Source organism: Halomonas sp. I1, assembly GCF_032334135.1.
Classification (GTDB): Bacteria; Pseudomonadota; Gammaproteobacteria; order Pseudomonadales; family Halomonadaceae; genus Halomonas.
In genome coordinates, this window is record NZ_JAVXUS010000004.1 from 99685 (window position 1) to 121570 (window position 21886).

Consider the following 21886-nt stretch of genomic DNA (forward strand, 5'->3'; position numbering starts at 1 on the left):
GATTCTTCCATGGCCATGGTTCAACCGCGTTCCATCCGCGCGCGCAAGCTGGCCGCGCATCTCGCCCTGCTGGGCGTCGTCACTCTGGTGGCGTTCCCCTTGCTGCTGGTGATCTCGATCTCGTTTCGTGAGGGCAACTTCGCCACCGGCAGCCTGATCCCCGAGCGCTTTTCCCTGGAGCACTGGTCGCTGGCGCTGGGCATTCCCTGGGAGCGGCCCGATGGCAGCATGGTCCAGCCGCCATTTCCTGTGCTGCTGTGGCTCTGGAACTCGGTCAAGGTGGCGGCGGTGTCCTCGGTGTTGATCCTGCTGCTCGCCACCACCAGTGCCTATGCCTTCGCCCGAATGCGTTTTCGCGGCAAGGCAGGGTTGCTCAAGGGGATGCTGATCTTCCAGATGTTCCCGCCGGTGCTGTCGCTGGTGGCGCTCTATGCATTGTTCGACCGGCTCGGACAACTGGTGCCCTGGCTCGGCATCAACTCCCACGGATCGCTGATTCTCGCCTCGCTTGGCGCGGTGGCCCTGCATATCTGGACCATCAAGGGTTATTTCGAATCCATCGACGGCTCCCTGGAGGAAGCCGCCATGATGGATGGTGCGAGCACCTGGCAGGCGTTCCGGCATATTCTTCTGCCGCTGTCGGTGCCGATCCTGATGGTGGTCTTCATCCTGGCCTTCATCATGTCGATCATGGAGTACCCCATGGCCTCCGTGTTGCTGCTCGACGAGGACAAGCTGACGCTTGCGGTGGGGGCCCAGCAATATCTCGCCGAACATAACCAGCGCTGGGGGGATTTCGCGGCGGCGGCGGTGCTCTCCGGACTGCCCATCACCCTGGTGTTCCTGCTCTGTCAGCGCTGGATCGTCGGCGGTCTGACCGCCGGCGGTGTGAAGGGCTGATTCTCCTCCTCCCCGGGTTGCTGCCTACGCCTCATTCCCCCGCCCCCTCGTCACGGGGGCGGGGAGGACAACACCCCGAGCGCTTTCCGACACAGTGGCATCACGGCGGTATCCCATGACAGGGCTGCCGTGGTTTCACGCCCGATCGGGTTTCAAGAGCAAGGGTTTTCAACCCGACGGCACCATGCACAACAATAAAGGGATCATCATGACCTCTCCCAGGACACGACGCTTCACGCTTTCCTCTCTGACCGCGGCCATCGCCCTGGCAGCGACCGGGGCCGCGCAGGCTGCCGACGTCAATTTCCATGGCTATGGACGCTCGGGGATCGGCTCGACCTCCGGCGGTGGCGATCAGGCCTGTTTCCAGGCGGCCGGGGCGCCGGCCAAGTATCGCCTCGGCAACGAGTGCGAGACCTATGCCGAGCTGGGGCTGGGCTCGACCCTCTACGAGAAGGACGACAAGACCTTTTATTTCGACAGCCTGGTGGCCTACGTCAACGAGCAGGCCAATGACTTCGAAGGGCTGGACAGCGACAGTGACGATGGCAACACCATTGCGCTGCGCCAGCTCAACGTCCAGGCGACCGGCGTGATCGAGGCGATGCCCGAGGCCACCCTCTGGGCCGGCAAGCGCTTCTACCAGCGTCACGACATTCATATGAACGACTACTACTACTGGGATCTCTCGGGGCCCGGTGGTGGTATCGAGAACATCGACCTGGGCTTCGGCAAGCTGAGCCTGGCCTGGCTGCGCAACTCCAGTGAAGACACCGAGTTTCCCGACGGGCGTCAGAATCTCGCCAACAACACCTTCGACATCCGTCTGGCGGATATCGAGACCAATGCGGGCGGTAGCCTCGAGATCGGCTATGACTATGGATCGGCGACGCTAACCGATGCCCAGGACCGTGCCGGCGTCGATCCCGAGAAAGGGCACATGGTGACCCTGCAGCACACTCAGGGTGATTGGTTCGGCGGTTACAACAAGCTTGCGGTGCAGTACGCCACCGATGGCATCATCGGCGGCTCGGGTCGTACCAACACCGCCTCGACCACGCCGGAAGGCAGCATGATTCGCGTGCTCGACCATGGCCAGGTCAACCTGACGCCGGATATCGACATGCTTTATGCCGCCATCTACGAGGATCGTGACCTGGACAATGGCCAGGGGCAGACCTGGCTGTCGGCCGGTATCCGACCGACCTATTACTGGAGCGATACTCAGAGCACTGCGCTGGAACTCGGCTACGACCGTATCGACCCCCAGCAGGACAGCATGGAAACGGCCGACCTGACCAAGCTGACTCTGGCCCAGCAATGGTCGGCGGGACGCGGTGCCTTCGCGCGCCCGGTGTTGCGCGCCTTCGTCACCTACGCCAACTGGGACGGCGATGTCTACAACGCCGCCAGCGAGTCCATCGAGATGGGCGAGGATGACGGCGTGACCGTGGGCCTGCAGGCCGAGGCCTGGTGGTAAGCCCCGCGCGTTCCGTGAGATGACAGCTTGCTGATCCTTTGCCGGTGCTCTCGAGGCACCGGCATTTTTCCTTGTCACCGCTTTCCTGCCACCCCACGAGGTCCTGACATGTCCATCGAATTGCCCCGAGAGGCGACCAAGCGTCGTCTTGCCCTGGCGGGCGTACTGGGGGCGTTGCTGCTCGGCGGTTGCGCCACGACGACGCCCACGTCCACCGAACATCGTCTCGACGAAGCTTGGCTCGAGCGTGCCAGTGATTGCTGTCGGGGGCTCGCCACCCTGCCGCTATCGCCGCTGGCGGGGCGTGACGAACGAACCTTGCGCTTTGGGCCCGAGACGCCGGTGCACCGCTTCGATACCGGTCCGAGTCCCTTTCATGCCATGGCACTACCGCGGGGGATGGGGCCGTTGCGGCTGGAGTTGATCAGCCGCGTGCAGCGCGACGATCAGGGGCAACGGTCACTGTTCGCTCCTCTGGTGCTGCTCCTCGACGAGACGGGGGCGATACAGCGACGCTTCGACTGGCAGGACTTCACCTACCAGCCGGCACGAGGGCTGAACGATGATCGACTTTACCTGAGTCTCGGCGTCACACCCTCGGCCCAGGCCGATCGGTTGGTGGTCCTGACGTCCGATGCCGCCCGAGCCGCCGAGAGCGAGCTGTTGCATCCGGCGCGCGCCCAGGCACGGGCGCGTCATCTCGCCGAGCCGGCGGTGGTCGACCCCGTGGCGCCGCACCTGGCCAGTGGCGAGGTATCGCTGCGGGTGAGGCCGCTGGGCGAGAGCGATGGTCTGCTGGCACCTCTGCTGGGCAGCGGTGATGCCGGGATGATGTCGACGAACACGGCACGGGCCGAGCCCTCTCGTGAGCAAGAACCAGTCGAGTCGGCGCCTCTCGATTGGCGTCGCCTGATGCGGGCCGCCGTGCAGGCCGGCGACATCGAGCTCGCCATGCAGCTCGCCGAGCGTGCGGCGCGTGCCGGCGACGAGGAGGCACGCGCCTGGCTGGCGGAACGTCTCCAGGCACGCTGAACCGCCTCGATGGTCCTTTATGGTCCGTCTCCCGCGTCGTTCGACGCGGGAGACGGCATTCATGCCGCCACGCCGGTCAGCGTCACCTGGCGGGGACAGGCTAGCCCCTGGGCATCGAACAGGTGGCACTGTTCGCCGGACAGGCCCAGCGTCGTCGCCTGACGAGGCTCGAGGTGCGCCAGGCGGTCGAGGCGCTGGGTGATGGTGCCGTTGGCGCCATTCACCTCGATGTGAGCGAGGGTCTCGTAGCCGAGGCGTTCGGCCACGCCCAGCCGACCTTGCAGCAGGGCGTCGGCCGCGTCCGGTGCCACGAAGTCCTCGGCGCGGATGCCCAGGGTGGCCGTGTCGCCCGCCGTCAGGCGCGAACCATCCACCGCCACGGGTAGGGTCTCGCCGTTGGGCAGTCGCACGCCGGTACGCCGCCGTCCGGGGTCGATGACCGTGACCGGCAGGGTGTTGATGCGGGGCGAACCGATAAAGGCCGCGACTTCCAGGCTTTCGGGAAAGTGATAGAGCGTCAGTGGTGCGCCGACCTGAGCGATGCGGCCACCGCTGAGCAGAACGATCCGGTCCGCCAGGGTCATGGCTTCGACCTGGTCGTGGGTGACATAGACCATGGTGGTGCCGAGTCGTCGATGCAGCTCGGCGAGCTGCACGCGCATCTCGACGCGCAGCGACGCATCGAGGTTGGACAGGGGTTCATCGAGCAGGAAGACCCGAGGCTGCTTGACCAGGGTGCGGCCGATGGCCACCCGCTGGCGTTGACCACCGGACAGTGCCTTGGGGCGGCGATCCAGCAGCGGCGACAACTGCAGGGTATGGGCGGCGGCCTCGACCCGTTGCTTGATCTCGGCCTTGTCGGCGTGGGCGAGTTTGAGTCCGAAGGCCATGTTCTCCGCCACCGTCATGTGGGGATAGAGAGCGTAGGACTGGAAGACCATGCCGATATCGCGCTCCTGGGGCGGTGTCTCGTTGAGACGCTCGCCATCCAGGCACATTTCGCCTCGGCTGATGTCTTCCAGGCCGGCGATCATGCGCAGCAGCGTCGACTTGCCGCACCCGGAGGGTCCGACGAAGACCACGAACTCGCCGTCCTCGATGGTCAGGTCGATGTCTCGCGAGACTTCGACACCGTCGTAGTCCTTGCCGATGCCGGTGAGTGTCAGGCGTCCCATGGTGATGATGTCTCCCGGTCAGGCAGCGTGACGCCGCGTGGTGATGGTCAGGGCTCGGTCGGAGGCATCGAATAGATGGGCATGCTCGACGTCGACGCACAGGGCGACGTCCTGGCCGACCTGCCAGTCGCTGGGCGCTTCGCTGCGGTGGATCAACAGCGTGTCGCCTTCCCTGGGCTCGAGATAGACATAGACTTCATTGCCCAGGTACTCGACGTTGACGATCGTGAAGCGGTTATCGCCCTCGGCCGCGTCGAGCCGCAGGTGCTCGGGGCGAATGCCCAAGGTCAGCTGTTGCCCCGATGTCTCGCCGGCATCCTGGTGCAGGTCGAGTTCGCCGATGCCGGCGATCGCCACCCGGCAACCATCGCGACTCGAGCTGCGCAGTTCCGCAGGCAGGAAGTTCATGGTCGGCGAACCGATGAAGCCGGCGACGAAGCGTGTCGCCGGTCGCTGGTAGAGGGTCTGCGGGCTGCCGACCTGCTCGATGCGCCCGTCCCGAAGCACCACGATCTTGTCGGCCAGGGTCATGGCCTCGACCTGGTCGTGGGTGACGTAGACGACGGTGGAGCCTCGCCGGTGGTGGAGCTGGGCGATCTCGTTGCGCATCTGCACGCGCAGCGAGGCATCGAGGTTGGATAGCGGCTCGTCGAACAGCAGGATCTGCGGGTTGCGCGCCATGGCACGGCCCATCGCGACCCGTTGCCGCTGGCCACCCGAGAGTTCCTTGGGCTTGCGCTTGAGCAGTGTCTCGAGTTGCAGGGTTCGAGCGGTCTCCATGACGCGCTGCTCGACGGTCTGGTCATCGGCCTTGGCCAGCTTGAGCCCGAAGGCCATGTTGTCGTAGACCGTCATGTGCGGGTAGAGGGCGTAGGACTGGAACACCATGCCCACGCCGCGTTCGCGGGGCGGCATGTCGTTGACGACGCGCTCGCCGATGGACAGCTCGCCGTCGGTGATCGATTCGAGGCCGGCGATCAATCGCAGCAGCGTCGACTTGCCGCAACCTGAGGGGCCGACGAAGACCACGAACTCACCGTCGCCGACCGTCAGGTCGACATCCTTGATGATATGGGTGTTGCCGAAGACCTTGTTGAGCTTTTCGAGGGTCACGCTTGCCATGTGGCGACTCCCTGCCGGTTTGCGTTTCCGGCTGTCTGGGGGGATGAATCGAGGTGCAGGAAAGCGGCCTGGTAGGGCGGCAGCGTCAGGGTCTCGCCGTCCAGCGTGGCGCTGAATCCATGATCGTCGAGGGGGCGTCCCTTGGCCGGCAGGCGGGTACATTGCGTCTCGCCGGTCAGGTTGAACACGCACAGTAGGCGCTCGTCGCGATGTTGCCGGCTAAAGCCGAGCAGCGCTTCGCCCACCTCGATCAGCTCGAGGTCGCCGTCGCGCAGGGCGGGGTGTCGACGCCGGAAGCTCAACAGTCGCCGTACGGCGTTGAGCGTGGAGCCGGGGTCGTGCTCCTGTGCCTCCACGGCCAGCGGCAGGTGGCGCCTGTCCAGCGGCAGCCAGGGTTCGGTCGTCGAGAAGCCGCCGAACGCGGCGGAACGCCAGGGCAGGGGCGTGCGGGCACCGTCGCGCCCCTTGAATTCCGGCCACAGCACCTTGCCGTAAGGGTCCTGGATGCGTTCGAAGGGCACGTCGGCCTCCGGTAGTCCCAGTTCCTCGCCCTGGTAGAGACAGACGCTGCCGCGTAGCGCAAACAGCAGCGCCAGAGCGACCCGAGGATAGGCATCCGGGTCCTCGGAACCGCCCCAGCGGCTGGCACTGCGCATGACGTCATGGTTGGAGAGCGCCCAGCAGGGCCAGGCATCGCCGGCCAACGTCTGGAAGCGTTCGATCACTTCGCGGATGTAGGCCGGCGAGTGCGGCTCGTTGAGCAGGTCGAAGGTGTAGGCCATGTGCAGCTTGTCGCCGCCCTCGGTGTACTCCGCCATGCGCTCGAGCGGGGTGTCGTCACCGATTTCGCCTACCGTGGTGGTACCGGGATAGTCGTCCATCAGGGCACGCAGCTCGCGCAGGAAGTCGAGATTCTCCGGGCGACTGATATCGTACAGGTGGCGCTGCCAGGTGTAGGGGTTGCTGTCCGGTGCGCCGAGGGTCCTGGGCGCCCCTTCCGGCACCGGCGGATTGTCGCGCAGGGCGGTGTCGTGAAAGTAGAAATTCACGGTGTCCAGGCGGAAGCCGTCGACGCCCAGGTCCAGCCAGAAGCGCATGTTGTCGAGCTGCGCCCGTCGCACCTCGGGATGGTGAAAATTGAGGTCGGGCTGGCTGGCCAGGAAGTTGTGCAGGTAGTACTGACGGCGTCTAGGCTCGAAGGTCCAGGCTGGGCCGCCGAAGATCGACAGCCAGTTGTTGGGTGGCGTGCCGTCGGGCTTGGGATCGGCCCAGACATACCAGTCGGCCCTGGCATTGCCACGATCCTGGCGACTCTCCCGAAACCAGGGGTGGCGGTCCGAGGAGTGGCTGAGCACCTGGTCGATGATCACCTTGAGGCCCAGTTCGTGGGCTCGGGCCAGCAAGGCCTTGATGTCGTCCAGGGTGCCGAACATCGGGTCGACATCGCGGTAGTCGCTGACGTCGTAGCCGAAATCGGCCATCGGCGAAGTGAAGAAGGGCGATAGCCAGATGCCGTCCACGCCGAGGCTCGCCACATAGTCTAGTTTCTCGGTGATGCCCGCGAGATCGCCGATGCCATCGCCGTTGGCATCCATGAAGCTGCGCGGGTAGATCTGGTAGATGACGCCGCCGTGCCACCAGAAGGTGTTGTCCTGCATCTTGGACTCCTTGATAAAGAGATTCAGCCCTTGACCGCGCCGGCAGTCAGCCCCGACACGATGCGCCGCTGGAAGATCATTACCAGCACCACCAGCGGTACGGTGACGGTAACCGAGGCGGCCATGATAGGGCCCCAGGGCAGTTCGTGCTGGCTGCCGCCGGAGATCAGGGCGATGGCCACCGGCACGGTGCGCTGGTCGTCGGTGAGCGTGAAGGTCAGGGCGAACAGGAACTCGTTCCAGGCGGCGATGAAGGCCAGCAGCCCTGTCGTCGCCATGGCCGGCCACATCAACGGCAGGAAAACGCGGGTGATGGTGATCCAGGGGGTGGCGCCGTCCATGATGGCGGCTTCTTCCAGTTCCTGGGGAAGCTGGCGCATGAAGGTGGTCAGTACCCAGACCGTGAAGGGCAGGGTGAAGATGGTGTAGCTGAGCACCAGGCCGGCGGGGTTGTTGTAGAGGTCGAGGACGCGGATCACCTCGAACAGTCCCGAGAGTACCGCCACCTGAGGAAACATCGAGACACCCAGGATGATCAGCAGCACCGAGGTGCGGCCTCGGAAACGCACGCGACCCAGTGCATAGGAGGCCGTCAGGCCCAGCAGCAGGGCGATGAAGACCACGCTGAACGACACCAGGATGGAGTTGAGGATGGCGCGCACGAAGCTCTTCTCGCCGAGGATCCGGGCATAATTGACGAGATCGAAGGATGACGGCCAGAAATCCACGCGGAACAGTTCGCTGGAGGGTTTCAGCGAGGTGACCACGGCGTAGTAGAAAGGAAAGATGGCGTAGAACAGCACCACGGCGATCAGTGCATAGAAACCGAGGCGCTTGAGCAGTCGGAGTACGGTCCGGTTCATTGGTCGACTCCCAGTTGGCGGCGGCCCAGATAGAGGTAGAGCACCGTGATCAGGGCGATGATCAGGAACAGCAGCGTCGAGGCGGCGCTGCCGTAACCGACGTCCTGAAACTCGACCAGTTGCTGGCGGGCGTAGATCGACATGGTCATGGTGTTGGTCGAGTTGGAGGTCAGCACGTAGATCACGTCGAACACGCGCAGGGCATCGAGCAGGCGGAAGATCACCGCGACCATCAGGGCCGGCGTGATCAGCGGCAGGGTGACGCGGAAGAACACCTTGACCGGATGAATGCCGTCGACCTCGGCGGCTTCGTAGCAGTCGCTCGGCAACATCTGCAGGGCGGCCAATACCAGCAGGGCGACGAAGGGAATGGTCTTCCAGACATCGACCATGATCACCGCCCACATCGAGAGGTCGGCGTCGGCGGTCCAGGCCAGGGGAGCGTCGATGATGCCCAGCATCATCAGCAGGTGATTGATGATCCCGAACTGGTCGTTGAGCATCCAGGCCCACATCTTCGCCGAGACGATGGTCGGAATTGCCCAGGGAATCAGCACGGCGGCGCGCACCAGCATGCGCCCCCGGAATTCGGCATTGAGCAGCAAGGCGACGATGACCCCGAAGACCACTTCCAGTGATACCGACGTCACGCTGAAGAACACCGTGTTCCAGACCGAGGTCCACCAGACAGGATCGGTGAGCAGTCCGTACCAGGCGCCATCGTCGTAGACCAGATAGTTGTCGAAACCGATCAGTGCCGCCCGGCCGGTATCGGCCAGGGAGGCATCGGTGAAGCTGAAGTAGAAGGTGCGCAGTAGTGGCCAGCCGGCCACCAGGGCCAGCGCCACCAGCATGGGAGCGAGAAACAGCCAGGCGGCACGGACTCGCTGGCGACGTACCTTGGTGCCGCGATAACCGGACTTGGCGGCACCCCCGCGGTGGGGGGCGCGCTCGGCGACGGGTTGTGACATGAGGGCCTCCTGGCTTACCAGCGGCGGCGCTTGAGGCGCGACAGTTCGCTATCCAGTTGCGATACTGCCTCGGCCCCGCTCTGGTTGCCGGACAGCACGTTGTGCACGGCATTGAAGAAGCCGTTGCTCACTCGGCCGTACTTGCTGCCGGTCGGTGATGACGGGCGTGCCACGGCATTGGTGAAGGTGGGATAGAGGGTGTCGAAGAAGGGCACCGCCTCGAGGACTTCCTCGTCCTTGTACAGGGTGGCGAGGGTCGGATTGTAGGAGGCTTCGATGGCGCGACGCTTCTGCTCTTTCTCGGATGTCAGGAAGGCGACCAGCTCCGCGGCCAGGTCCGGGACTTCCGAGTAGCGGGAAACGGCCAGATTCCAACCGCCCAGGGTTGCGGCACTGCTGTCGCCGTCACCATGCGGCAGGGCCACCACGCCGACCTTGCCGCGCACCTTGCTGTCCTCGCTCTGGGCCAGGGCCCAGGCGTAGGGCCAGTTGCGCATGAAGACCGCGTTGCCGGACTGGAAGACGCCCCTAGCCTCTTCCTCGGTATAGTTGAGCACGCCATTCGGCGAAATATCACCGACCCAGGAGGCGGCGAGGTCCAGCGCGTCGGCCGCCTCCGGATTGTCGATGGTGATCTCGCCCTCGGCATCGACGACGGTGCCGCCACCACTGCCGGCAATCCATTCCAGGGCATTGCAGGTCAGGCCCTCGTAGGCACGCCCCTGGAAGACATAACCCCAGATATCGTCGTTGCCGGCGTCACGCTCGCCGGCCTTGATCTGGCGAGCGATCTCGGTCATCTCCTGCCAGGTTTCCGGCGGTTCGAAGCCGTACTCGTCGAGAAGATCCTGGCGATAGTAGAGCACGCCGGCGTCGGTGAACCAGGGCATCGCGACCAGTCGATCATCCACGGTGTTGTTGGCGACGATGGCCTCGAAATGGCCGTCGGCAGCCCCCTCGCCGAGGGTCTCGTTCAGGTCGAGCAGGTGGTTGGCCAGCAGGCCGGGCCATACCACGTCGATCTGCATGACATCGATGTCGCCTGACTGGGCCGAGAGGATCTGCTGATAGAACGACAGTCGTTCGGTGGAGGAGTTGGGCGTGGAAACGATATCGACCGTGTGACCGGTCTTCTCTTCCCAGGCCTCGACGCCCTGCTCGCAGAGCTGCAGTTCAGCCCCCACGGCGCCGCAGGAGATGGTCAGTTCGGCGGCATGGGCCTGCTGGGCGGCCAGGCCGGCCAAGGCGATGACGGGAATCCATCTGTTGTTCATGGTGCTCCTTGTCGACTTGTTGTTATGCGCTGACGCTTGATTCAAGGCTGGCCGCCGGTGTGACGAAAGGGGAAGCCTTGGTTTCGGATGCTTTCTGAAGGTGCTGTCTTAATCGATTAAGATCGACTACAGAAAAACGTTAGACCGGGTGAGGAGCACGATCAACCCAGACTTTGGGCTAAAGGCGAGCGCCGGTACGCCGGCTCAAAGCGCTTTCCTTTATAACTTTTTGAAAGTAATTATTTTTATAGATAAATCGGCAGGGTGGTTAGACATAGGTGGTATTTAGGAACCAGTCGCAACTGGAGTATTGTCTTAATCGATTAAGATCGGTGTTTCGCTGATGCGCCTCCCCATGCACAGGCCATGCACAGGGTGTGGCGACAGGCGTCGCCGGCTGGTCTCTTCCCGTGACAACAACAAAGGCTTTGAATGAGATGACATTTGCGACCCAACGCCTGCGCAAATCCCCTCTTGTCCTGGCGGTTGCCGCTGCTGCCATGACGGCCAGCTCGCTGGCGAGCGCTCAAGCGGACAGTGACATCGAGGCCCGGCTGGCCGAGCTGGAGCAACGCATCGTCGCCGCCGAGCAGCGCGCCGCCGCCGCGGAAAGGCGGGCCGAAAAGGCGGAACGGGAAATGGCCCGGGAGCAGGCCGACGACTCTCGGCCTGTCGGTCAGGACATCGCGTCGCGTCTTGCCAAGGTGGAGCGCCATGCCAATGGTGAAGAAGGTTTCTCCTTCAACGCCTATGCTCGTTCGGGGCTGCTGATCGGTGAGGATGGCAAGAGCACCGAGGGAGGCCCCTACCTGACGCCGGCCGGCTCGCAAGGTGGTGCCGTGGGACGTCTCGGCAACGAACCGGATACCTACGCCGAGGCGATCCTCAATTACAAGATGCGCTTCGATAACGGTGCCAAGGCGAAGTACACCACCATGATCGCTGATGGCGTCACCACCAGTAATGACTGGACGGCCGGCGAGTCGAGTCTCAATGTGCGTCAGGTCTATGCCGAGTTCAGTGATCTGCCGAGCTTCACCGGCGCCTTCGAGGATGCCAAGATCTGGGCGGGTAAGCGCTTCGATCGCGACAATTTCGATATTCACTGGCTCGATAGCGATTTCATTTTCCTGGCCGGTACCGGTGGCGGTATCTACGACATGCAGCTCGCCGACAATTGGACGTCGAACCTGTCCGTCTACGGTCGCAGCTTCACCGACTTCCCGGTGGACAGCATGAGTCCGGCAGGGGAAGAGACCGACAGCACCGATAGCCTCATCCTGACCTCCAACAACTACTTCGGTAACTGGCAATGGATGGTCAGCGGCATTAACGCCACTGACAATGATGAGCGGTCGACCTCGAGCTCCCTGGATGCCGCCGACAATGGCGTGCACACCATGGTGGCCTATCATGGCGATGACTTCTTCGGCCTCAACGACGGCAACTTCAAGGCGGCCGTCATGCATGGCCAGGGCCTGGGGGCCGCAACCAAGACCATCGGCAGTAATGGCAACCTGACCGAGGATGCCACCGCGACGCGCCTGGGCCTTTATGGCACCACCTACCTGGCGCCCGGCTGGCGTGTGGCGCCGGCGATTCTGGCCGAGACCAGCGAGGATCGTTACGTCGAGGGCGACCAGTACGACTGGGCAACGTTCAATGTTCGCCTGGCCCATGAGCTGACCGAGAACTTCGAGATGCAGTACGAGGGCAGCTATCAGTGGATGGACATCTCGCCGGAAGGCTATGGTGGCAACAACGCCGTCGAGGGGGATTACACCAAGCTGACCATCGCCCCGACCTTCAAGCCCGAGGTGGGCGGCTTCTGGAAGCGCCCGGAGATTCGCCTGTTCGCCTCCTGGAGCGACTGGGACGAGGCGCTCAACGACTACTCGGCGGACGACGCCTTCGGCAGCGCCGGCTTCACCGGCGACGAGTGGGCCTTCGGGGTGCAGAGCGAGATCTGGTTCTGAGCGTGTCTCGCCTGGCCGAGCCCTGTTTCGATGCTTGCCCGCGACCTCTGGGTCGCGGGCGTTTTCGTTGGGCAGCCCAGTGGATCGCGACAGCTGGCTCGGGAGCAGCGGGGAAGGCGGCAGTGTGCGATGGGCCTACAACGTCAGCAGGAACAGGATCAGCGGGGGAGACAACAGCGAGAGGATGAAGCCGCTGACCACGGCCACCGGGACGCAGCTGACCCCGCCGTGCTGCTGGATCACCGGTAGGGTGAAATCCATGGAGGTAGCACCGCCATAGCCGATGGCCAGGGCGGCATGGCGCTGGATGATCAGGGGAATCAGCATGAAGGCCACCAGCTCGCGGATCAGGTCGTTGAGAAAGGCGATGCCGCCAAGCAGCGGCCCCAACTGGTCGCCGATCAGGATGCCGGAGAGCGAGTACCAGCCGAAACCGGCCGCCATGGCCAGCCCCTCGTTCCAGCGCAGGTCGAGCAGGGGGGCGGCCAACAGCCCGCCGATCAGGGAACTCGCCGCCAGGACGCTGGCGATGGCCAGGCCGTAGCGGTTGAGCAGGATCTGCCTGAGTGGCATGCCGGAGTTTCTGAGTTGACAGCCGATCAAGGCCAGCAGGGCATAGAGGACCCACTCGGAGAGCGTCTCGGCCCAGGCGAACAGGGGCTCGCCCAGTGGCCCGCCCGCGGCCAGGCCGAGAATGACGCCGGCCAGCACCACGCCGATCAGCGACAGCGAGCCGGCCATGGCAGCCAGCTTGCTGGTGGGGGCGCCTGCCACCGCCCGGGATGCATCGACCTCGAGGCGCAGGCGACGCGACAGCCAGGCCAGGGCTACCAGATTGCAGGCTGAAATCACGGCGCACAGCAACAGCGATTGACCGCCCAGTCGGGTCAGCTTGCCGCCCAGGTCGTCGAGGCCGGCCAGACCGATGCCCATCAGCAGCAGGATCACGTAGATGGAAACGTTCACGCCCCGGTTGATGCCGGCCATGAGCGTTGTATGGCGAATACGCACCAGATAGCCGAGCACCAGGGGGAGCAGGACGATCAAGAGGCCACTCAACATCGCGAGATTCCTTCCTTGGAGAAACGCGGCACCGCGAGGCGGGTCTGTTGTTCCGCCCGGCGGTGCGCCAAAAAAAACCACCACTCTAGGCGTTTTCGTTACCTGGCGGAAGGCCGCGGGTCAGGGGGCGTCCAGGCGGGTAAGCGTCAGGTGGCTGCGGCGCTCGCCGTCGCGGTAGTAGGCCATGGACAGCAGCAGTCCTGGCATCCGGGGGAGGAAGTCGAAAACCAGGCGGCGGTCCGGTTCGTCCGGCTCGGTGACTTCCACGCGCAGCGCGTCGAACCGACCCGCGGACAGATCCAGCGTCTCGCGGCCGACCCGCCGGTAGTCGAGGCGCTCCTCGCGTCCTCGATGATCGAGATAATGCACTCGGCAGGCCGATGCGCAGTCTCCGTCGATGGCACGTCGGGACAGGGCGAAAAGGGCGCTCTGGCGGTCCGGCCATGCCGCCAGGGCATCACGCTCGAGTCGGTAGGAGCGCTGGATGCCCAGCAGCGAGTAGCCGGACGCATAGTAGAGCGAGCGAACCCGGTCGTCCTCGAGGCGAAAGCGGCCCATCTCATGGCCGCTGATCCCCGGCAGTTCGGCGCTCATCTCGCTTTGCCAGCCACTGGCGGTGCGTTGCAGCCGATGCTGGATATCGGCATCGGGCCAGCCTGCCACTTGTAGATGGTAACGGGCGTTGAAAGGCTGGGGCGCGGTATCGGCAACGGCCGGACCAGCGACCAACAGGAGCAGTAGCAGTAGCCATGAGCGATATAGCGGCAAGGCGAGCATGAGCGATTCTCCCGGTGTCGACGGCCTTGGGAGCCCGAAGAGGGGCGTGAGGTTCCCGAGGAGGGTCGGGAATAGCGGCCATGTGTTTGCCTCGGCACCCGGGCGCTCGTCGCTTCGCCGGACATGGCCTATGCTGGCGACAGCAACCTTCTCCACTCGCAGACGAGGTGAATACCATGGCCAGCTTACTGCTCATCGCCGGCGATTTCGTCGAGGACTACGAGATCATGGTGCCCTTCCAGGCCTTGCAGGCCATGGGCCATACGGTGGACGCCGTGTGTCCCGACAAGCGCGAGGGCGACCGGATCCGCACCGCCATCCACGACTTCGAAGGCGATCAGACCTATACCGAGAAGCCCGGGCATGATTTCGTTCTCAATGCCACCTTCGCCGAGGTATCGGCGGCCGACTACGATGGCCTGGTGGTTCCCGGCGGTCGTGCCCCGGAGTATCTGCGCCTGGACGAGCGCGTCCTCGAGACGGTGCGCCACTTCTTCGAGCATGACAAGCCCGTGGCTGCCATTTGTCATGGCGCCCAGTTGCTGGCCGCCGCCATCTCACTGTCGGGATTTCGCGTCTCGGCCTATCCGGCCTGTGCGCCAGAGGTTGCCCTGGCCGGTGGCGATTATGCCCAGCTCGAGGTCGATCAGGCCATCACCAGCGGCAAGCTGGTGACCGCCCCGGCCTGGCCGGCGCATCCGGCCTGGCTGGCGCGATTCCACGAGCTCCTGTAGGTCGCTCGTTCGGCTCAACGCCAGGCGGCGAGCCCCTCGCTGAGCGTCACCGGATAGTCGCTGGTGCCTGGTTCGAGGCGGGTCAGGGGTTCCGGGAAGCGTCCACGGGCTTCCATGACTCGCTCCCGAGCGGACGCCGCCAGCGCCATGCCGTCGGGGGCGGGCTGGCCTCGGGACACACTGCGTACCAGCAGCGGTGAGCCATGGCCGAGTTGCTCGTCGCGCCGGGCGATGGTGTCGCCGGTGAAGCGTCCGGCATCGTCGACGTGGCGATAGACCTGCTTGCGTCCCGGCAGATTGGCCTTGCCCGGCGAGTGTTTGACCCGTGGCTCGCCAGCGTATTCCACCAGCTTGTAGGAGAGATCGATGACCGGGGCGTCGGCCGAGGCACCCAGCTGGGTGCCGACGCCGAAGGCATCGATCGGCACGCCGGCAGTGAGCAGGGCGTCGATGGCGTGTTCGTCCAGACCGCTGCTGGCGACGATCTTCACGTCGCCGAGGCCGGCGTCGTCGAGCAGTCGGCGTGCGTCGCGCGCTAGTTCCGCGAGGTGGCCCGAGTCGAGCCGGATGGCGCCGATGCTCAGCTCGGGCTCGTCACGCAGCAGGCCGATGACGTTGCGTACGCCCGACAGGGTGTCGTGGGTATCCACCAGCAGGGTGGTATCCGGCATATGGCGGGCGAAGGCACGGAAGGCCTCTCGCTCGCTGTCGTGGGCGAGGATGTAACTGTGCGCCATGGTGCCGTTGAGGGGCAGGTCGTGGCGCAGGCCGCCGAGGACGTTGCTGGTGCCGGCCAGTCCGGCGGTGCGATAGGCGCGCACGCCGCGCACGGCGGCGTCTACGCCATGCATGCGGCGCAGGCCGAAATCGACCACCGGACGTCCCCGCGCGGCCATGACCAGGCGTACCGCCTTGGAGGCCAGTACCGTTTCCAGTTGCACCAGGTTCATGAGCAGACTCTCGAGCAGCTGAGCCTGGGCGATGGGGGCATCGACTTCCAGCAGGGGCTCGTCGGCGAAGACCGGCGTGCCCTCCGGCAGGGTCCAGATGTCGCCTTCGAAGCGCCAGTTCGTCAGCCAGTCGAGGAAGGCGTCGTCGAAGCGCCCGGTCTCGGCCAGTCGGGCGATGGCGCGCTCGCCGAAGCGTAGCCGACTGACGAGTTCTGCGGCATGTTGCTGGCCGCAGGCGAGCATGAAGCGGCGCTCGGCCGGCAGGCGTCGGAAGAACAGGCTGAAGGTCGCCCAATCGTCCATGCCCTCGCGCCAATAGGCCTGGGTCATGGTCAATTGGTAGAGGTCGGTAAGCAGCGCCAGCTCGTCGTCTTCCACCGTCAGCGGGGCGGTCATCGGCATAGTTCGGCACCGGCGTCGGTGAGTGTGTCCTGGCAGGCCTCGATGCCTTCCGGGTCCACGGCGGCACTCAAGTCGTCGAGCAGGCGGGTGGTGAATCCCTCGCGCAGCGCATCGAGCGTCGTGGCCTTGACGCAGACATCCAGTGCCAGGCCGCAGATCGTGACACGCTCGATCCCGCGTTCGCGGAGATAGTCACCGAGGCCGGTATCGTCGAAGGCCGAGTAGGCGTCGCGATCGAAGGCGGTGGCCTTGCTGACGCGAATGGTCGTGTCGGGCAACGCCAGATCGGCGTGGAAGGCGGCCCCCGGGGTGTCCTGCACGCAGTGTACCGGCCAGGGGCCGCCCCGATGGGCGAAGCTGACATGGTCCACGGGGTGCCAGTCCCGGGAGGCGACGATCAGGGCGCCGGCCCGCCGGGCCTCGGCCATCTCGGCGTTGATCCCCGGCACCAGGGCGTCGCCACCGGTCACGGCCAGGGCGCCACCCGGGCAGAAGTCGTTCTGCATGTCGACCACCAGCAAGGCATCGTGGCGCTCATAGTGCTGGGGAGGCCGGGTCCGAGTGGCTTGAGACTGTGTGATCCGAGACATCGCGCACCTCCTTGACGGGAGCCGGTGGGTGTCACTTGTCCAGGGGCGGGATTGCCCCTGCTATTCATCAGCGTATCGCTTGCAGGGGCGTTCGTGTAGGCCATGACGTCAGTAGCCGGCATCCGGATCGATGGTCGGCTGAGGTGTGCCGGCCTCGAAGGCGCGCAAGGCGTCGGCGACCTGATCGACGGCATCGCCCAGAGGCGTCGGGCCGGCCATGTGTGGCGTGATCAGAATGCGCGGATGTGACCACAGCGGGCTGTCGGCGGGCAGGGGCTCCACCGGGAAGGTATCGAGCAGGGCACCGCGCAGCCGTCCGGTGTCCAGGGCATCGAGCAGGGCCGTTTCGTCGATCAGCGAGCCGCGTCCGGGATTGATCAGGCTGGCCCCTTCGGGCATCAGCCCCAGGGTTCGTGTATCGATGAGGTGCCGGGTGGCGGGGGTATCCGGCAGCAGCAACACTAGGCTTCGGACCTGGCCGAGCAGGGTATCGAGGCCTTCGTTGCCATGGTGACAGGTCACATCGTCGAGCTGCCTGGGGGAACGGCTCCAGCCATGCACCGGGAAGCCATCGGTAGCCAGCGAGGTGGCGACCTTGGCGCCGATGGCACCGAGCCCGAGCACGCCGACCGGCCAGTCCGTCTTGTCTGTCATGGGGCGCTCTCGCCATTCGTTGGCAGCTTGCTGACGAGCGTAGTGGTCGAAATCGCGCTGGAAGTGAAACACGCCGTAGCGGACATAATCGGCGATCGGGCCGGCCATACCGGCGTCGCGCAGTTTGACGATGGGGACGTCGCGAGGCAGGGCGGGGTTGTTCAGCAGGGCATCGACACCGGCACCCAGGTTGACGATGCCCTTGAGCCGGCCGAGTTCGGCGAACAGCTCCGCCGGGGGCTTCCAGGCGGCCAGGTAGTCGACATCGCGGCGTTGCTCGGCACTCGCCTCGCGGGTCAGGATCTCGGCATCCGGCAGTCGCCGGGCCAGGGCCTCGCGCCAGTCGTCGGCGCGGTCGTGGTGGACGAGTACGCGCATCATGTCGTGCTCCTGGTGGCTAGTAGACGAACTGCATCATGGGGGGTGGTGCCTCGCCGAGCAAGTTGGCGAGGCGTTGCAGGCCTTCCTCGAAACGCTCGATATCCGGCTCGGCGCCGACGCTCAAGCGAACCCGTCGAGGCGCCGCCGTCTGCTCCACCATGAAGGGGACGGCAGTGGTGATGGCGACACCCTCCTGTTCGGCCTGTTGCTGGAGCTCCTCGGTACGCCAGGCGGTCGGCAATGCCAGCCAGACATGCAGGCTGGTGGGGCGAGCGGTGCGCTCGTGGCCGCTCAACAGGCGCGTGGCGAGGCGCTGGCGCTCGGCCAGCAGCTCGCGCTGTTCGCTGGCCATGCTCTCCAGGGTGTCGTCGGCGATCCAGGCGTCGGCGATCTCGAAGATCAGCGGTGTGGCCATCCAGGTGGTGGCACGCATGCGTGGCAGAGTGTGATGCAACTGGCCTCGCGGCACGCTGAGGTAGCCGGCCCGCAGCCCCGGCACCGTGGCCTTGGTCAAGCTGGTGATATGGAAGCCGAGGTGCGGCACGCGTGCGGTGAGAGGCGTCAGGCCGGGGGGCTCGAGCAGGGCGTGGACATCGTCCTCGATCAGCCAGACACCATGACGTTCCAGTACCTCGGCGACGGCGTCTCTCCGCTCCTCGCCCATGGTGGCGCCGGTGGGGTTGAGTTGGGTGGGCGTGAGGCAGACCGCGCGGGGTTTGAAGCGCCGGCAGGCGATGTCCAGTGCCTCGGGTAATACGCCCTGGTCGTCGAGGGCCACGCCCCTCAACTGGAAGCCCAGGGTGCGGGACAAGGCAATCAGGCCATGATCGGTGAGGGCCTCGGTCAGTACCAGGTCGCCATGCTGCACGATCGTGGAAATGGCCAACAGCAGGCCATGGGCCGCGCCATTGCAGAGGATGCGGTCATCCGGCTCGCCGGGCACGCCGAGACGATGGGACAGCCATTCGCTGGCCCTTTCCCGCTGATGAGGAAGTCCGGCGATTGGACGACTGGCGGTGACCACCTCGGGACTGGCCTGTTCGGCGAGCAGGGCCAGGGTCTCGCGAAAGCGCAGGTGATGGCCGGGGGGGCAGACCGGGTGGGCGATGGACAGGTCGATCAGCGCATCCTCGTGGCGGGGCTCTAGGTTGCGCAGATAGGCAGACTCTCGAGTGTCGTCCAGGGCGTTGATCCAGGTGCCACTGCCGGTACGGGCTTGAACGAGCCCCATCTTCTCGGCCTGGGCGTAGGCCCGGGAGACGGTCTGGACACTGACGCCCAGCGTGTCGGCCAGTTGACGGTGCGGCGGCAATCGCGTGCCGGGCGTCAGCTGGCCCTGACGTATCGCCTCGGACAACGCTCGGGCAATGGCGAGGTACTTGGGGCCCGTATCGGAAAGATAGGGCGTCAGATCAATTGTCATGATTCAATAAAGCCTTTGACCGCCCGCCAAGTGGTGGTGATAGTATCAGACTAGCGATATTGACCGGTAATTGTCATGAGACATGTTAACAAATGTCATGACAATGGACATGGCCCCGTGACGGTCGGCAGGTTTGCGCTATGCCCCGGTGCCTCGGGCAAGAGGCAGCCGGATATTGGTGACATGATCGTTTGGCGAGCGATTTCATGATTCAGGTTTCATTACCCTTCACTCGCGAGGAATACGCTGGCCGGCTATGGAAGGTGCGTACCGAAATGGCGAGCCGGGGTATCGACGTGCTGATCATCAGCGACCCGTCCAACATGGCGTGGTTGACCGGCTATGATGGGTGGTCGTTCTACGTGCATCAGTGCGTGCTGATCGGCCTCGAGGGCGAACCGGTCTGGTACGGGCGACGCATGGACGCCAACGGGGCGCTGCGCACCTGCTGGATCGATCCGGACAACATCACTTACTACCCGGATCACTATGTCCAGAATCCGGACATGCATCCCATGGACTATCTGGCCCAGACGATCCTGCCCGACCGTGGTTGGCACAAGGGCGTCGTGGGCATGGAGATGGACAACTACTATTTCTCGGCCAAGGCGTATCAATGCCTGCTGAGAGAGTTGCCCCATGCGCGCTTCATGGACGCCAACTCCCTCGTCAACTGGTGTCGCGCGATCAAGTCGCCCCAGGAGATCGACTACATGCGCATTGCCGGCAAGATCGTCGCCGGCATGCACTCGCGCATCCTTGAAGTCATCGAGCCGGGTCTGCCCAAGAGCAAGCTGGTGTCGGAGATCTACCGGGTCGGTATCGAGGGCTGGACATCGCCCGACGGCAGGGTATTCGGTGGTGACTATCCGGCCATCGTGCCGATGTTGCCCACGGGCCAGGATGCGGCGGCACCCCATCTGACCTGGGACGATACGCCCTTTCGCAAGGGCGAGGGGACCTTCTTCGAGATCGCCGGCGTCTACAAGCGCTATCACGCGCCGATGTCGCGCACTGTCTACCTGGGGCGTCCGCCCCCCGAGTTCGTGCGTGCCGAGTCGGCCCTGCTCGAGGGCATCGAGAATGGCCTGGAAGTGGCCAAGCCCGGCAACCGCACGGCCGATATCGCCATGGCGCTGGGTGCGGCCATGGACAAGTATGGCTTCGACCGAGGCGGCGCGCGTTGCGGCTACCCCATCGGCATCAGTTATCCGCCGGACTGGGGCGAGCGCACCATGAGCCTGCGCCCTTCCGACGAGACAATCCTCGAACCGGGGATGACGTTCCATTTCATGCCCGGTCTGTGGGTGGAGGACTGGGGCCTCGAGATTACCGAGAGCATTCTGATCACCGAGAACGGTTGCGAGACGCTGGCCGACTTCCCGCGCCAGCTGTTCGTCAAGTAAGGAGTCCCCATGAGCAAGCAACCCGGCCAGCAGCGGCCCAGCCCGATTTCCGCCACCGTCGACTTCGATGCCGAGGGTGTCCAGCACGGTTTTCTCAAGCTGCCGATCTCCAACGACGAGTCGGCCTGGGGCGCGGTGATGATCCCCGTCACCGTGGTCAAGCGTGGCGAGGGGCCCACGGCGCTTCTGACCGGCGGGAACCACGGCGACGAGTACGAGGGCATCACCGCTCTGCAGAAGCTTTCCAGCCGACTGCGCGCGGAGGACGTCCAGGGCCGGGTGATCATCGTGCCGATGATGAACACGCCGGCCTGCACGGTTGGCCGCCGTACGTCGTCGATGGATGGCGGCAACCTCAATCGCAGCTTCCCGGGGGACCCGGATGGCTCCGTCACCGAGAAGATCGCCGACTATTTTACCCGGGTGCTGGTACCGATGAGCGATGTCGTGCTCGACCTGCACTCTGGCGGCCGGACGCTGGATATCATCCCGTTCGCCGCCTCCCACGTGCTCGATGATGCCGACCAGCAGCGCCGCGCGCTGGAAGGGGCCAAGGCCTTCGGCGCCCCCTATGCCATCATGATGTTCGAGCTCGACGCCGAGGCGCTGTTCGATACCGCCGTGGAGCGTCAGGGCAAGATCTTCGTGGCCACCGAGCTTGGCGGCGGGGGGACCTCGACGCCCGAGAGCCTGGCCATCACCGAGCGTGGCATCGACAATTTCCTGGTGCACTACGGTCTGGTCGAGGGTGAGCTCCAGGCACCCGCCGAGCCCCAGATCTATCTCGACATGCCCGATGCCAGCTGTTACGTGCAGAGCGAGCACACCGGCCTGCTCGAGCTGACCGTGGCGCTGGGCGAGCCGGTGACACAGGGGCAGGTGATCGCCCGGGTCTATGACATGACCCGCAGCGGCGTGGCGCCCATCGAATATCGAGCCGGGCGCGATGGTGTACTGGCCGCACGACGCTTTCCGGCCAGTGTCAACATGGGTGATACCATTGCGGTGATCGCCGAGGTCGTCGAGTCGCTCGGCTGAATATGGACAATCAGGTAG

General features: G+C 64.9%; 19 protein-coding genes. 7 read left to right on the forward strand and 12 right to left on the reverse strand.

Annotated elements, in window-relative coordinates; all coding sequences use genetic code 11:
• Positions 1–9 precede the first annotated feature (9 nt).
• The 3 genes from malG to RSO41_RS07560 all read left to right on the forward strand — a co-directional run bounded on the left by malG (position 10) and on the right by RSO41_RS07560 (position 3412).
• The gene (gene malG, locus RSO41_RS07550; protein ID WP_315618478.1) at positions 10–900 is read left to right on the forward strand and encodes a maltose ABC transporter permease MalG; all 891 of its coding nucleotides are present in this window, start codon (positions 10–12) and stop codon (positions 898–900) included.
• Between the two features lie 184 nt (positions 901–1084).
• Positions 1085–2380, forward strand: coding sequence for a maltoporin (locus tag RSO41_RS07555; protein ID WP_315618479.1), 1296 nt, complete (start codon positions 1085–1087; stop codon positions 2378–2380).
• A gap of 108 nt (positions 2381–2488) precedes the next feature.
• Positions 2489–3412, forward strand: coding sequence for a MalM family protein (locus RSO41_RS07560; RefSeq protein WP_315618480.1), 924 nt, complete (start codon positions 2489–2491; stop codon positions 3410–3412).
• Positions 3413–3471: 59 nt separating this feature from the next.
• On the opposite strand, the gene ugpC is transcribed toward RSO41_RS07560, so the two are convergent.
• Genes ugpC through RSO41_RS07590 form a run of 6 tightly spaced genes read right to left on the reverse strand, consistent with a single transcriptional unit; the run spans position 3472 to position 10475 of the window.
• Positions 3472–4587 (reverse strand): sn-glycerol-3-phosphate ABC transporter ATP-binding protein UgpC, encoded by a 1116-nt coding sequence (gene ugpC / locus RSO41_RS07565; RefSeq protein ID WP_315618481.1) that lies wholly within the window; start codon positions 4585–4587, stop codon positions 3472–3474.
• Between the two features lie 18 nt (positions 4588–4605).
• Positions 4606–5709, reverse strand: a complete 1104-nt coding sequence (locus tag RSO41_RS07570) for a sn-glycerol-3-phosphate ABC transporter ATP-binding protein UgpC (protein ID WP_315618482.1) — start codon at positions 5707–5709, stop codon at positions 4606–4608.
• A complete protein-coding gene (locus tag RSO41_RS07575; protein ID WP_315618483.1) occupies positions 5697–7367 on the reverse strand; it encodes an alpha glucosidase in 1671 nt (556 codons plus the stop codon). Before RSO41_RS07575 ends, RSO41_RS07570 begins: the two co-directional genes overlap by 13 nt.
• A gap of 23 nt (positions 7368–7390) precedes the next feature.
• A complete protein-coding gene (locus RSO41_RS07580; protein ID WP_275286321.1) occupies positions 7391–8230 on the reverse strand; it encodes a carbohydrate ABC transporter permease in 840 nt (279 codons plus the stop codon).
• On the reverse strand, positions 8227–9201 hold the full coding sequence (locus RSO41_RS07585; RefSeq protein WP_315618484.1) for a sugar ABC transporter permease: 975 nt from the start codon (positions 9199–9201) through the stop codon (positions 8227–8229). The genes RSO41_RS07580 and RSO41_RS07585 overlap by 4 nt, the downstream gene beginning before the upstream one ends.
• 14 nt (positions 9202–9215) lie before the next feature.
• Complete coding sequence (locus RSO41_RS07590; RefSeq protein ID WP_315618485.1) at positions 9216–10475, reverse strand: ABC transporter substrate-binding protein; 1260 nt, start codon at positions 10473–10475, stop codon at positions 9216–9218.
• Positions 10476–10912: 437 nt separating this feature from the next.
• On the opposite strand from RSO41_RS07590, the gene RSO41_RS07595 reads away from it, so the two are divergent.
• Entirely contained in the window at positions 10913–12451 is a 1539-nt protein-coding gene (locus RSO41_RS07595; RefSeq protein ID WP_315618487.1) for a carbohydrate porin, read from the forward strand.
• 135 nt (positions 12452–12586) lie between these two features.
• Here the strand turns inward: RSO41_RS07595 and RSO41_RS07600 are convergent, their stop codons facing one another.
• Positions 12587–13513, reverse strand: a complete 927-nt coding sequence (locus RSO41_RS07600) for a lysine exporter LysO family protein (RefSeq protein WP_315618488.1) — start codon at positions 13511–13513, stop codon at positions 12587–12589.
• Positions 13514–13633: 120 nt separating this feature from the next.
• Positions 13634–14290 carry a hypothetical protein gene (locus tag RSO41_RS07605; protein ID WP_315618489.1) on the reverse strand — a complete coding sequence of 219 codons (657 nt, stop codon included), beginning with the start codon at positions 14288–14290 and terminating at the stop codon, positions 13634–13636.
• A gap of 176 nt (positions 14291–14466) precedes the next feature.
• Between RSO41_RS07605 and RSO41_RS07610 the strand changes: the two genes are divergently transcribed.
• A complete protein-coding gene (locus RSO41_RS07610) occupies positions 14467–15024 on the forward strand; it encodes a DJ-1/PfpI family protein (RefSeq protein ID WP_315618491.1) in 558 nt (185 codons plus the stop codon).
• A 14-nt stretch (positions 15025–15038) separates the two neighbouring features.
• On the opposite strand, the gene RSO41_RS07615 is transcribed toward RSO41_RS07610, so the two are convergent.
• The 4 genes from RSO41_RS07615 to RSO41_RS07630 all read right to left on the reverse strand — a co-directional run bounded on the left by RSO41_RS07615 (position 15039) and on the right by RSO41_RS07630 (position 19424).
• On the reverse strand, positions 15039–16376 hold the full coding sequence (locus tag RSO41_RS07615; RefSeq protein ID WP_315618493.1) for a nicotinate phosphoribosyltransferase: 1338 nt from the start codon (positions 16374–16376) through the stop codon (positions 15039–15041).
• Positions 16367–16966, reverse strand: coding sequence for a nicotinamidase (locus tag RSO41_RS07620; RefSeq protein WP_315618494.1), 600 nt, complete (start codon positions 16964–16966; stop codon positions 16367–16369). Before RSO41_RS07620 ends, RSO41_RS07615 begins: the two co-directional genes overlap by 10 nt.
• Before the next feature lie 108 nt (positions 16967–17074).
• On the reverse strand, positions 17075–17998 hold the full coding sequence (locus tag RSO41_RS07625) for a glyoxylate/hydroxypyruvate reductase A (protein WP_315618581.1): 924 nt from the start codon (positions 17996–17998) through the stop codon (positions 17075–17077).
• A 19-nt stretch (positions 17999–18017) separates the two neighbouring features.
• Entirely contained in the window at positions 18018–19424 is a 1407-nt protein-coding gene (locus RSO41_RS07630) for a PLP-dependent aminotransferase family protein (RefSeq protein WP_315618495.1), read from the reverse strand.
• A 206-nt stretch (positions 19425–19630) separates the two neighbouring features.
• Here RSO41_RS07630 and doeA point away from each other — a divergent pair, with 206 nt between their 5' ends.
• Positions 19631–20830 (forward strand): ectoine hydrolase DoeA, encoded by a 1200-nt coding sequence (doeA, locus tag RSO41_RS07635; protein WP_315618497.1) that lies wholly within the window; start codon positions 19631–19633, stop codon positions 20828–20830.
• 9 nt (positions 20831–20839) lie between these two features.
• Positions 20840–21868: a N(2)-acetyl-L-2,4-diaminobutanoate deacetylase DoeB gene (doeB, locus tag RSO41_RS07640; RefSeq protein WP_315618499.1), complete on the forward strand. Its 1029-nt coding sequence runs from the start codon at positions 20840–20842 to the stop codon at positions 21866–21868.
• Positions 21869–21886 lie beyond the last annotated feature (18 nt).